Origin of the sequence: Anoxybacter fermentans (assembly GCF_003991135.1) — a bacterium.
Classification (GTDB): Bacteria; Bacillota; Halanaerobiia; order DY22613; family DY22613; genus Anoxybacter; species Anoxybacter fermentans.
Map to the genome: position 1 here is coordinate 2,125,709 of NZ_CP016379.1, position 13,450 is coordinate 2,139,158.

Annotated in this window: 13 protein-coding genes; all 13 read right to left on the bottom strand. The window is 36.6% G+C overall.

Translation table 11 applies throughout. From position 1 onward, the window contains the following. Window positions 1–334: 334 nt before the first annotated feature. Window positions 335–1,537 (bottom strand): ISL3 family transposase, encoded by a 1,203-nt coding sequence (locus tag BBF96_RS09660; protein WP_127016955.1) that lies wholly within the window; start codon window positions 1,535–1,537, stop codon window positions 335–337. A gap of 490 nt (window positions 1,538–2,027) precedes the next feature. After that, complete coding sequence (locus BBF96_RS09665) at window positions 2,028–3,308, bottom strand: HD domain-containing protein (RefSeq protein WP_127016956.1); 1,281 nt, start codon at window positions 3,306–3,308, stop codon at window positions 2,028–2,030. Between the two features lie 516 nt (window positions 3,309–3,824). Next, complete coding sequence (locus tag BBF96_RS09670; protein WP_127016957.1) at window positions 3,825–4,505, bottom strand: cell wall hydrolase; 681 nt, start codon at window positions 4,503–4,505, stop codon at window positions 3,825–3,827. A 127-nt stretch (window positions 4,506–4,632) separates the two neighbouring features. After that, window positions 4,633–5,154, bottom strand: coding sequence for a YqeG family HAD IIIA-type phosphatase (locus BBF96_RS09675; protein ID WP_164730994.1), 522 nt, complete (start codon window positions 5,152–5,154; stop codon window positions 4,633–4,635). Between the two features lie 100 nt (window positions 5,155–5,254). Then, the gene (gene sigK / locus BBF96_RS09680; protein ID WP_127016959.1) at window positions 5,255–5,956 is read right to left on the bottom strand and encodes an RNA polymerase sporulation sigma factor SigK; all 702 of its coding nucleotides are present in this window, start codon (window positions 5,954–5,956) and stop codon (window positions 5,255–5,257) included. An 88-nt stretch (window positions 5,957–6,044) separates the two neighbouring features. Beyond that, window positions 6,045–7,283, bottom strand: a complete 1,239-nt coding sequence (locus BBF96_RS09685; protein WP_127016960.1) for a peptidase U32 family protein — start codon at window positions 7,281–7,283, stop codon at window positions 6,045–6,047. Next, complete coding sequence (locus tag BBF96_RS09690) at window positions 7,280–7,939, bottom strand: O-methyltransferase (RefSeq protein ID WP_127016961.1); 660 nt, start codon at window positions 7,937–7,939, stop codon at window positions 7,280–7,282. The genes BBF96_RS09685 and BBF96_RS09690 overlap by 4 nt, the downstream gene beginning before the upstream one ends. A 45-nt stretch (window positions 7,940–7,984) precedes the next feature. Then, the gene (gene mltG, locus BBF96_RS09695) at window positions 7,985–9,007 is read right to left on the bottom strand and encodes an endolytic transglycosylase MltG (RefSeq protein WP_127016962.1); all 1,023 of its coding nucleotides are present in this window, start codon (window positions 9,005–9,007) and stop codon (window positions 7,985–7,987) included. Window positions 9,008–9,807: 800 nt separating this feature from the next. Next, window positions 9,808–10,098: a DUF1292 domain-containing protein gene (locus tag BBF96_RS09700; protein WP_127016963.1), complete on the bottom strand. Its 291-nt coding sequence runs from the start codon at window positions 10,096–10,098 to the stop codon at window positions 9,808–9,810. Between the two features lie 14 nt (window positions 10,099–10,112). After that, complete coding sequence (gene ruvX, locus BBF96_RS09705) at window positions 10,113–10,526, bottom strand: Holliday junction resolvase RuvX (protein ID WP_127016964.1); 414 nt, start codon at window positions 10,524–10,526, stop codon at window positions 10,113–10,115. 1 nt (window position 10,527) lies between these two features. Continuing rightward, the gene (locus BBF96_RS09710; protein ID WP_127016965.1) at window positions 10,528–12,102 is read right to left on the bottom strand and encodes a baseplate J/gp47 family protein; all 1,575 of its coding nucleotides are present in this window, start codon (window positions 12,100–12,102) and stop codon (window positions 10,528–10,530) included. Window positions 12,103–12,136: 34 nt separating this feature from the next. After that, window positions 12,137–12,274, bottom strand: a complete 138-nt coding sequence (locus BBF96_RS16920; RefSeq protein ID WP_236777803.1) for a hypothetical protein — start codon at window positions 12,272–12,274, stop codon at window positions 12,137–12,139. Beyond that, window positions 12,271–13,374 carry a cell division FtsA domain-containing protein gene (locus BBF96_RS09715; RefSeq protein WP_236777804.1) on the bottom strand — a complete coding sequence of 368 codons (1,104 nt, stop codon included), beginning with the start codon at window positions 13,372–13,374 and terminating at the stop codon, window positions 12,271–12,273. The genes BBF96_RS16920 and BBF96_RS09715 overlap by 4 nt, the downstream gene beginning before the upstream one ends. Window positions 13,375–13,450: the final 76 nt, after the last annotated feature.

Genomic DNA, 13,450 nt, shown 5'->3' on the forward strand with positions numbered 1-13,450 from the left:
AAAGAATTTGGATTTAATAAAAAAGAATTAAATCTACTTATTTATAATTTATGTATATTTATACTGAATAATATGTTTATTAAAAGCATATTTATATTTTTGTAATTTCTTTTAATTAATCTATACTTTGTTGTTTTAAGTATATATCATATTTCGATAATATTTCGAAATTTCCTTCTAGAATCTGTCTTGTTTTGATTTTTTTTTGTCTTTTCCGTATATATATTTTTCTTTCTTTTTTATAAAAAAAGAAGGCTCTCCGTCAAATGTTGTGAAAGATAAGTTGGCTCCGTTGAATTGATTGGTAAATTGATTTTGAAATAAACATTTAAATTTAATAACTTAACATTACATTAAATACTCCTCTCCTTAGATTCATAACATTTGGAACACCATATCCAATCCTTTTGATCAATTTAATCTTGTTATTGATACCCTCAGCAAAGCCATTGGTTATCTTAGTCTTAAAATAATTTAGTATTTTTCCTTCCCATCTTTGTATTATCTTTTTTACCTGGTAAAAAGGCATCAGCTTGCTTTTTATTACTTCTTTATACCACCTTTTTAGAGCTCTGGTGGCTTCTTTCACATTATCTAGCTGCAATAGGTCTCTGAATTCCTCTTTTAATTCCCAGGCCTTTTCTAGAGCTGGACTGAGTTCAAATAATTTGATGAGCTTTTCATGTTCTTCATCTGTCAATTCTTCAGCTCGTTTTTGGAGTAATAAACGACTTTGAAAAAACTTTCTTCTCTGATGATTATTTACTGTTTGTTGAACTTGTTTTCTAACTTCATCAAGGGCTCTGTTCATTAAAGTTACAAGGTGAAATTTATCTATAACAATTTTTGCATGAGTAAATGCTGCATCTGCTACTGCTTTAAACGGCCGCCACATATCCATAGAGATTGATTGAATCTGTCGTCTTTGCTCATCTTCCCAACAATTAAAGTAGTTAATTAAATCATCCTTTTTGCGAGTAGGTAAAATGTCAATTAACTCCCGATTAATTGGATCTGTAATGCTAACTCCATATTTATGGCGTTTTAAAACTGCAAATTCATCGATACTGATGGCTTTTAATTGACTAAGTTTTGAAACTTGTTGTTTGATAAGAGGGTCAATTACTTTTTTAACTGCATTATTAACAGCTGTATAACTTAACCCGTTTTCTCTAGCAACTTTAGAATAATCCTTGCTGACAGTTTCTTTAGCAAGACATTTATCAAAGCGTTTGGTATTACGGGCATATTTATCAATACTTTCATATTTTTCAGGGATGCCCCTCTTATGACAATAAGGACAACGATATCTTTTCTTTAGAAGTCTAATGATTACTAGTTTACCTCTTATGGGGATGTCTCTAATATTTTGCCATTTTGTATCATGGATTTTATTAATGATATTACCACACTGAGGACACACAATGTGATTTTTCTTTGCTTCAGCAATAAAAATATATCTGTCCTCCGTTGAAATAATTTCAGTTGCAATAATGTCTGGCAAATCAAGAAATTTTATGATATTATTATATTGCATTTGCTGGACTCCTTTCTTTGGTTTTTAGTTCGCAACTTAATTAATTCAACGGAGCCAGCAAATGCCTTTTTATTTTTTATAATTTTTTCTTCACAACATTAATTATAGACCCAAAAAGAAAAAGGTTACTCAAATAGAGTAACCACAGGCTGTTGAAAAAGGAGTGGTGCACATAACTTGCTCCCACAGAGGAACAAAAAAACCAAATATAATTTCTTCTGCTACCGGATGCTTCGCCATCCTGGCTGCGCGTCCTTAAAAGTCAAGACTTCCGCCATCCTGGCTTTAAGCCTTGATTTATACGTTTCAGAAATTATATTTAGTTTTTCTGACAGTGCACGGGCAAGTCTCTAAAAAAGAAAGGTTTGTCAACAAGCTCAGGTTACTCAAATAAAGTAACCAAATAAACTATTGATAAAAATAACCAATTATATATAGTTCTTTTCGACTCTTTTTTAATTTTTACTCAATTGCAATTTTATATTTCTATTTAACTCTGCAAAATAAATTCATTATCAAACCCAAAATATTTTACACAGAGTTTTCCAGCACGATATACCACCTCCTGAGGTACACAGACATAAAACCGCCAAAGATTCTCATACTGATCCTCTAGCACTTTTACATCTACCGGCGGATTTATGCGCGGTTCATTCAGGCGGTGAATTCCTAAACTCGTTCGGGCCAGGGCAGCAGATTCTTTCATTACCCACTCGTTAGGACAGTAAATCAAAACCTCGGCTGCTGATATTCCCAACTCGTTTGCCAGTTCCTCTTCAGCCCTGGCTCTATCACCACCCGGGCCAGTATAAATTTTAATCAAATCCCGTCTCTCTTTCCGCCCTAACTGCCCTGCCGAGAGAACATATGCCCGTTTTAAAAAACGCCTTGACTCAAAGCGCCGCACCAAATCTAAGATCCGAGAATCATTCTCTTCTTGACCAATCTCCTTTAACTTTTCCAATAAAGTATAATCATTGCATCGTAAAAGATCATCTTCTGTAAGACCATAGTCAACAGCCAGTTCAACAGCTTTAGCAATCATAGCACCAGCAATAATTTTAGTATGATGAGTATATACCCTTTCCATCATAAAATACCTGAACCGTAAAAGATGCAAGATCTCAGAGCGGGCATCCAACCGATCCATTCCGTGTTTGACCATATTCAAGGCCAGTTGATCATTTAAAATAGTAAAATAGCTAAAAACCCGTTCATCATAATCATGAGCAATACCAGCAAAATAAGCATCCCGTTTAAGATAATCTAACACATCAGCATCCAGTGTACTGCTAATAATATCTCTAGCCCATTTGGGAAAATATTTAGATTCACCACTTCCCGTTAATATAGCCATCACTTTTTCCTTTAAGTTTAATCTCTCCAATACCTTTCCTACTTCACCACTGTCTATCAACTTTTCATAGCGGTTTCTAGAATCGTGGCGGGGAAAAATTTGTCGTTCATCTTCTAAAGTATGACCATAGGGTAAATGGGTAATATCGTGGAGAATGGCCCCTATCGTAATAATCTCTTCAATTTCAGGATCAATTGTATGACCGTTCCAGCGGAGTGCCTGCAAAATTTTTTTCGCCGTATGGGCGGTACCCAGAGAATGATCAAACCGGGTATGAACACAGCCCGGATATACTAAATTAGCAGTACCTAACTGCTTAAGACCCCTTAACCGCTGAACTTCATATGTATCTATTACCTGTACTTCTCTGTCGGTAAAGGATATGTCACCATGAATGGGATCCCGTAAAATCATAGACTTTTGCTCCTTTCTTTTTCATATTTACCATGATTGAATTAGGATGATGGTAAAAATCAAAAGAGTAAAACCTTTGAAATGAACCATGATAGCAGACTTCTTTCATTCACTTTCGCCCCTCTCAAATTAATTTTTAAAATCCTTTCATGTTTTCATATTTCTGATTTTACTACAAAAAGCTAATTTTTCGCTTTAAAAGAAATTTTTCGAACCATCTAAAGTTCGATTTCAGTGACTTGATTAGCTCATCACATCCTGTAATGAGGCCTTATTTCGACTGAAATCTCACTAAGGATGGTTTAACGAAAAATTTCTATATCGCTCAAAATTAGCTTTTTGTAGTTTAATCATTTCTTTATAAATAATATTTTCCCTTTAATTTTGGAATAATTAAACTTAAACTAAACTCCTTTCCGATATGAAAGTTCAATCTCCTCACCTGGTCAAATAAAAAATGCTGAACCAATTTCTTAGTTCAGCATTTTTAAAGCTAAATACAATTTGTCCATAATTCTAATAAGCAAAAACATGAGCGCCAATCCGGGTTGAAACCGGCCTTGTTGCTAACCAGGTTCGCTTAGCAATCCGTGGATTATAAAAGAATAAAGCACCATAGGTTGGGTCATAACCCAAAATGGCTGCTTTGGCTGCTTCAATAGCAGTATTGCTGGGATAAAGATGAACCTGTCCATCTATAAGGCTGCAAAATTGACCATCCTGAAGAATTACCTCCCGAATAGTGTTTGGAAAAAGCTTACTATCAACCCGATTTAAAATCACAGCTCCTACTGCTACCTGTCCCTTAAAAGGCTCTCCCCGGGCTTCAGCATGAATTACCCTGGCAAGAAAGATTAAATCTTCCCAGGAAAATTGGCCCCGTGTAGGATACTTGTCCGATTTTGGTAAAGCTTTATATGTCTGTGGGCCAACTACACCATCAACTATAAGCCCATTATCCTTTTGAAATTCACGCACTGCTTTTTCCGTCATTTTACCAAATATACCATCAATTCTTCCATGATAATAGCCTGCTTCTTGTAAACGGAACTGTAAAATGGCTACATCAGGCCCCTCATTTTTATATTTCAATATTCGTGTACCAAACTCTATCATCCGGGTCTCCTCTGCATAACAGAGTCCAAATACCAGAAATACTATACCCAGACAAAAGAAAAAACGAAGCAAAGGTTTCATAACAAAACCCCCTTCCAGACATAATTAGATTGTCCATTTTCAAAAAAAACTATCCAAAATAGAATAACCATCAACCAGGTGGTCAAGGTGTTATAATTTATCTATAAAAATATTGAAACAATCATAATTAATCTTGATCGTTTATTCCTAATATACCTTTATATTCCAATTTATCAAGTACCCATTTTTCTAAACGCCTCATAAAACGTGTCCAGAAAAATTCTTTTTCTGACATCGGTTTTACCAGAATAGTTTTTAAACCTAACCGCTTACCACCCAGAATATCAGTAAAAAGTTGGTCACCCACAACTAAAATCTTTTCTTTGCTCAGCTGAAGCTTATCTATTGCTTTTAAAAAAGCTTTTTTACGAGGTTTGCCAGCAGCAGGTACTGCATCAATAGCCAGTTTCTGTGCAATACTATTAACTCGATTATGAAGACTATTGGAAAGGAGACAGAAGCGAATTCCATCTTTTTTTAGACTTATAACCCAGTTTATCATCTCCTCACTCAAAAATTCCTCATCCCACGGAATAATGGTATTGTCCAGATCACAAATTATTCCTTTTACTCCCATCTCTTTCAAATATACAGGCTTAATTTCTAAAATATTTGCTATAAACAGATCTGGACACAGATATTTAAACAACTTCCATTCACCTCTACATAAGTTAATTATTTCAATACCCTTCATCGATTAAATTATAACATATTTATACATAAAAAGAAAGAGAAAAAATGCTATTTTATTAGCCCTCTTTTTTAAATTTCTTTACCAACTTTTGAACAGCTTTTTTTTCAATTCGGGAAACATAGGATCTGGATATGCCCAATCTTTTGGCTATTTCCCGCTGGGTATATCGTTCCCCATCTTTAAGTCCATAACGCATTATAATTACTACCCGCTCGCGGTAGTCCAGTTCTTTTAAAAGGTCATAGAGTTTTTCCTCATCTAAGTTTAATTGAACCCGGTTACAGATCATATCAGGTTCAGTTCCTAAAATGTCCATCAAAGTTATCTCATTTCCCTCTTTATCAGAGCCAACAGGCTCATGTATTAGCATTTCGCCCTGTAATTTTTTGATAGAGCGTAAATGCATTAGAATTTCATTTTCAATACAGCGGGCAGCATAAGTAGCCAATCTGGTATTTTTTTTATTATCAAATGTCTGGATAGCTTTAATTAAACCTATTGTACCAATAGAGATCAAATCCTCTGTTTCTTCTCTGGTATTCTCAAATTTTTTAACAATATGAGCAACCAGACGAAGATTATGTTCAATCAGAATATTACGGGCTTTAAGATCCCCTTTTTTCATCTTTTCTAAACATTCCTGTTCTTCTTTTTGAGATAAAGGCTGTGGAAAAACATTATTAGCTATATATGAAACTAACAATAAAATTCCTTCAAACAAAGAAAGACCTAATATGGTCAGCAAAAAAAGCACCATATCTACACCTCCTAATAGCTCTAATAGTATCATATGAGGAGGTATAGAAAATAGTGCCTGTCTTCAAATGATAATTTCTGACTGAAATCTAATCTGCCTCACGCTCCGGTTTCTCACGCCGTACCATATCAAATCGCTTCACCGGATATTTTACCGGAATCCGGATTATTTGATGAGGATGTGGCGCTTCCTCAATCTCATTATCATCTTCATCTTTAATATAGGTAAGTTCGGTGGTAAATACCCTGGTTTGGGGTCCAAAAATTTCAACCCGGTCACCTTTGAAAAATTTGCTCCTGACCTCAACCACTGCCTCTTTGGTTTCAGGAAGATAATCACGAACAAATCCCATAAAATCGTAGTTGCGAACATAAGCAGAGGTTTCATAATTATGATCCTCTGGCCCCGGTGGATCAAAATAGAACCCGGTGGTATAATGACGGTGGCTTACTTTTTTGAGTTCTTCAAGCCAGATAGGATCAAATTCGTAATTTTCCGGGTCTTTTACATACCGATCCACAGCCTGACGGTAAACATAGGTAACAGTAGCTACATAATGAAGGCTTTTCATTCGGCCTTCTATTTTAAAACTATCCAGACCTGATTGAACCAATTGAGGAATATATTCGATCATACAAAGATCTTTGGAATTAAAAATATATGTACCCCGTTCATCTTCAAAGACGGGATAATAATGGCCCGGACGTTTTTCCTCTACCAGAGCATATTTCCAGCGACATGATTGAGCACACTTACCCAAATTAGCATTCCGGTTAGCCATATAATTGCTCAATAAACAGCGACCGGAATAAGAGATACACATAGCTCCGTGCACAAAAGCTTCAAGTCCTACCTCAGGAACCTTTTTTCTGATCTCTTTAATTTCTTTTAAAGAAAGTTCACGGGCCAGGATCACCCTATCCACACCCTGTTCATGCCAGAATTTGACACTCCGCCAATTAACGGCATTGGCCTGAGTACTTAAATGAATTTCCATCCCGGGAATAACCTCTTTAACCATAGTCAAAATTCCCGGATCAGAGACGATAACAGCATCCACACCAAGATCAGCCAATTGTTTTAAATATGTAGGCAGATTAGCAAAATCCCGATTGTGCGGAATAATATTTACCGTCACATAAACTTTTACACCTCTTTTATGAGCAAATTCCAGACCTTCTTTCATCTCTTCTATAGTAAAATTATCAGCACCTTCACGTAAATTAAAAGCCTGTCCTCCCAAATAGACAGCATCAGCGCCATAAAGAACAGCTACCTTAAGTTTTTCTAAATTGCCGGCAGGCGCCAGTACTTCAGGTTTTTTCATCTTTTCCTCACTTCCTTTAAACTCAATGCCATTCCATCACCAATAGGTACAATTGCTGAAGTCAATTCTGGATGGTTCATCACCAATTTTATATAATCGGTCATCCTGTTCACCATAGTCTTCATCCGGCGATGGGGAATTAACTTATGATTTGCTACCCAACCGTTCAATAACACATTATCAGCCACAATTAATCCTCCTGGATTGAGAAGGTCAATGACTTCTTTAAAAAAGTTTAAATACTGACCTTTCGCCGCATCCAAAAAGATTAAATCAAAAGAAGTATCCAGTTTGCCGATCATATCAATGGCATCTCCCACGATACTCTGTATCTGCTTCTCAATACCGGCTTCTTTAAAATTAAGCCAGGCCTGATAAGCCCTATCTTCATTAATCTCAATGGTTTTAATCTGCGTTTCGGGTCCGGCAGCCCTGGCCATCCAGATGGTAGAATAACCGATGGCCGTACCCACTTCCAGAATAGATTTGGGCTTTTGAAGCCGAATTAAAAAGTATAAAAACTGTCCCACTTCTGGATAAATGATAGGAATATGTTCACAGGCCGCCTGCTCCTCCAGCTTTTTTAAAAGGGGATCACGCGGCGGCACCGTATCTTTTAAAAATTTCTGTAACCAATCAGTTATAAATTCGCTCATAACTCCACTCCCTCAACTTCACTTACCTCTTAGTATCCCCAAAAATTAATCCAGGTATTTTTTTACTGCCCGCAGATGTTCTTCATAGGTTTTGGAATAATAGGTGGTTCCATCTGGCAGAGCAAAATAAAAAAGATAATCACTTTCCTCAGGATTTAAAGCAGCCTTAATGGACTTCAAGCCCGGATTGGAAATTGGCCCAGGCGGTAATCCCAAAATTTGATAAGTATTATATGGGGAATCAATCTTTGTATCTGCCAATGAAAGTCTCTCTTTCTTTTCTCCCAATACGTATAGCACACTGGCACAAAGCTGAAGTTTCATTCCCCTTTCCAGACGATTATAAATAACCCCACTGACCAATGGACGATCCCCATCTAATTTTGCTTCTTCTTCAATCAAAGAAGCAATGGTAATAAGTTCTAAGATAGAAAGAGTCCGTCCACGAACTTCTACAGGTTCTATGCCAACCACCTTTTTAAAACGGTTTACCATAATTTGAATCAAATCCCTGGCAGTTGCTTTAACGGGAACATAATAGGTATCAGGAAATAGAAAACCTTCCACCTGAAATTCCACATCTTCCCGTTCAGGTAAAAAATCCAGTTTAAATTCCCTGGCTGCCTTTAAAAATTCTTCAGTAGATATCCCCGTCTTTTTTTCAATAAAAGGTGCCATCTCTTTAACTGTTAATCCTTCAGGAATTGTCAATTTATAAGTGGCTACCTCACCAGATACGATCTTTTCAATCATCTCCTTAACTGACATACCGGTATTAAATTCATAATAACCTGCTTTCATTTTACCTTCTACACCCATGAATCGGCAGAGTGCTGTAAAATATTCGGCTTTGCGCACCAATCCTGCATCCTCTAAGATTTGAGCAATCTGGATCACACTACTACCGGTTGGAATTTCCACTTCTACAACATGGGGCGAAAAATAATCTATCGGACCAACCTGATACTCCACATAAAAGATTATTCCTGCTAACATAGCTATCAGAACCAATAATAAGCCTATTATCTTTTTTACATCCTGCTGAATATCAAAAGATATTTGAGTCAAGGGATTTCCCCCCTTTTTTTTCTACAGAGAATCCAGTACTTTTATTATAACTGAAATTAGTGCTATTTATCAAACGATATTATAACAAAATTTTTGCCATTCTGCTATCTTGCAGAATGGTAAAAGATAAAAAATGATTCAACTTTCTACATTCACACAAACCAATTTTAGCCGGGAAGAATTAAATTCTTCAAACTTCGGCTGAACAAGAATTTTTTATCTTCCTTCTGTCCAATTCGTTCAAAACCTCATCAAGTTTATTTACTTTTTCCGGGTCTTCATAATTATATTCATATTCATCTCTTAAATAAGTTAATTCATCTATTATATCCTGAATTATTTTTGACGATCAGCACTAGTCTCTTCTGCTTTACTACCTAAGGCTCTTTCATAATTCCATTTTTTATAGAAAAAATAAACATTATAATTAAGGTTGATCAAAAAATGAGTTTACCAGATAATTTAAGGTTAGAAATATAAAATTAACTCAATTTTAAAAATCACGGATTCAGGTATACTGCAAAAAGCTAATTTTGAGCGACATAGAAATTTTTCGCCAAATCATCTTAGCGAGTTTTCCGACGAAATAAGGCCTCACCACAGGAGGTGGTGAGCTAATCAAGGGCCAGGAGGGTCCTTTGATTAGGAAGCCTTATTTCGGCGGAAATCGAGCTTTAGATGGTTCGAAAAATTTCTCAAGGAGCGAAAAAATAGCTTTTTGCAGTATAATCCTAAATACTAAAAAATACCTTTCTCACCTTTTTGTAAAAAGTGAGAAAGGTATTCGACTTTATATAAACTCAATCATTCTCAATCTCTACATCCATTTCATCTAAAGCTTCCTGAACCCGCATTAGCTCATCTTCATCTTCAATGGTAACCAGATACTCCTCACCACTTTCATCCATCTCAACCCGTAAAGCAATATATTCACCTAAGTTGACCTCTTTTTCATGAACGAGAATTAGATATCGTTTTCCATCTACTGTCACATCATCTTCAATCAAAAACTTTTCCTGATGCCCTTCATCATCTTCCAAAATCAAAAATCCTCTTTCTACATCAATATTAAATGTTCCAACACCACTCATATTTGTTTTCACCCCTATCGATAATATCTTTCCAGGTAACCCTGGAGAATAATGGCTGCTGCCATTTTATCTATCACCTTTTTTCGCTTTTTACGGCTTAAATCTCCCTCTAAGAGGGTTCGTTCAGCCTCCATGGTAGAAAGACGTTCATCCCAGGTATCTATAGGAATGGAAAAATGTTTTTTTAACTTTTCTACAAATTTTAATGTAGCTTCTGCCCGTGGCCCATAAGTACCATTCATGTTTTTCGGTAACCCAACTACAATTTTTTCAACCTCTTCTTCTTCAACAATTTCAGCAATACGCTTAAGGTCTGCTTTAAGATTAGTGCGTCGGATCACCTCTTTTCCCTGAGCAGTTATTTTTAATGCATCACTTACAGCAACCCCAATGGTTTTATCACCATAGTCTAATGCCATGATTCGCAAATTAGATACTCCCTCCCTCAGAATCTGTCGGATCGCGAACCACGACCCGAATTGCAAAAGTAAATTTGGGGATTCGGGATTGGCCGTTAGCAAATATCCGGAAATATTTGATCTCTTTCATCTTACTTAAAATCCCATTGGCATATTCAACAGTTTGCCCTTTTAATTGTTGGGCAATCTTTTCTGGCTCAACCTTATAAATAACCTGACCAGAAGCTTTTAAATTCACCTTTACTGTCCCATCTTCCTGTAATACTGCGTTCAACTCAGAAATTTGAATATTTTTAGAGTAAAGTCTGTAAAAATCAGGAAGATCAGAAAAATAAAGTTCTGAAGTTATCAATTCCAGATCATCTTTCATTAAAAGATAGCCTGAGGCAACCATTTGACCGCTTACAGTTAACTCTTCAGCCTTTTCATCCACATGGTGATCAGCCTTAACACCACTTAAATCAAAACGTAATGTATCATTTAAGACCAAATAATCAGAACCTATCTCTTTGGCAAGTTGAGCAACAAGCATCTCTTTTAGTTTCTTTTCCAATTCATTCATAGCCTGGTCTAAGTCTGCCTGGGATACAACCATCTCCTCCCTGTCTGAACCTCCCCGGGTAGCCTCGGGATTGACCACCTGTAAACCATAATCTTTGCCATCAAAATATTTTATCCGTCCACTGGAAACATTCCCCTGAGTACCAGGTTCTAAAGCTACAATATTTACTTCTGCTTTTCCGGCCTTCATCCCAACTAAAACTTCCATCATATATTCTGCTTCAACGGGAGGTACAGTAACCGCCTGGGCTGTTTTAAATTTGATTCCATTTCCGGTTTTAACGATGGTACCTGCCGGAACCTGAACGGCCTGCTTTTGATTGTTAATAAAAAGAACTACTCCCTGGGCCCGGGTAAATCCAATCCGCCTGCGACCTGTTGTGGCTACCGTAATATCTCCTGTTACATCAGATTTAAAATTATGTAACGGAATCTTTTTACTACCCGGTCGAATCTGCTCTAACCCATATTCACAGGTAATTTGAAAACTTTTCTCTAACTTTTTAATCGTCGGACTTACCTCAACTGTAATAATGGGAAAATTTATATAAACCCAGGCCAATCCAAAAAGAATAATGACAGCAAAAATAACAACCACAATCTTTTGAATCCAACGCATTTTACGTCGCCTGCTCCGGTACATAGGGGGTTTATCTTCATAATCCTCTTCAGTATCTATCTTTGAAAGCAGTTCATCTGTACTTAAAGAAGTATCCAGAGGTTCATTGATGTCCTCAATAGGTTCATCCTTCTTAAAGGCCTCAAGGTCAGGATAGACTTTTATATCCATCTCCAGAGCAAGGCGGATTAGCCGGATTTCTGCGGAAATAAAAGCTAATTCTTTCTCCCAATCTTTTAAATACTTCTTAAGAAGCTGGATATTAATCCGGCTGTAAAAAATATTAGAATGCTGATGAACAACAAGAGCAATTTTTTTTGCAGAGGTTTTGCCCAACTCAGAAAGTAAACTATTTATATCTTCTTCCGGATCAAGATAAAAAACCCGATAACCCCGTATTTCCATTATATCACTCCTCTAAGAGTATGTTAAGCTATTTTTATGCCAGCCTCCGGTCTAATAGATTTTGAGTAGGATAAAGGGCTGCCTGTAAAGCAAGACATCTCGGTGTAACATTCTCTATTCCCTGTACCAGACTATCCGGATCATTTATATTGGTTATTTCCTCTGCTTTCAACATAAAAATCTCCGGCTCTTTAAAAAAAGGAAGTCGTTCATACATACGCCGCTCTTTAACCCCTTCCACCAACCCTTTAAGTGCACTACCTCCTCCACAGAAATAAATCCGGGGGGTAAAGCATTTCCTTTGGAGAGATTCTTTAAAGCCAGTTCCAGGCCCTCATATAAGAGCTGTAAGTCAGGAGCTAACATTTCATATATCTCTCTGTCCATATCAGAAGGTAACTCATCGTTAGAATATTTAAGTTTTAGCTCTTCCGCATCTTTTAAGGTTACATTTAATTCCCTGGCAATTTTCCGTGTAAAAGAACGGCCTCCAATAGCAATCATTTCAGTCCCCTCTATTCCACCATTGCGGATTAAAGCCACATCCATTGTACCTCCCCCTATATCAACTACAATTGCTCCAAACTCATAAGCTTCATCAGTTAAAATACTATTAGCTATAGAATACGGCTCTGCAATAGTACCCAACAACCGATAACCTAGACCTTCAACAACCGTTGCTAAAGGCCCTACATTAACAAGTGGAGCGTAGGTATTAAATAAACTTAGAGAGATATTCTTACCCTGAAATTGATAAGGATTGGATACTTTATAGCCATCGATCTTTACTTCCACCAAAGCTGTATTAACCAGTTCAATCTCTAAATTTTTTATTCCCGTCTGTTTAATCAACTCTTCCTTCCCTCTACTATATGCCAATTGTTGGGCTTTTTCAATTAGTATCTCCAGTTCTTTTGTAGTTATACCTACTGTGGGTTCTTCCCTTTCCTCCTCTATAGTTGTCACTACACCTTTGACAAATTCTCCAGCAATTCCTACCACTGCATCAAAGGGTTCATGGGGTGTATTTTCTTTCGCAAGAGCCACAGCTTTTCTGGCAGTCTCCAATACTCCTTGAATATTGGCAATCGCTCCCCCTGTCATATCACCATATCTTTGTTGAACACGACTATAACCTATAATGTTCCGCTCCTCCCCATTGAACTCCACAATTACAGCCTTTAAAAATTCTGTACCAATATCAAGGGCCAATCGATATTTAAAACCATCATGCTCCTGGGATTTATTCTTACGTTGAAAAATTTTTAACATTTTTCATACCTCCCTGGACGTTTTATCTTTTTACATTTTTCTCCAAAAATTATATAACTCCTTCTCATCACGAAAA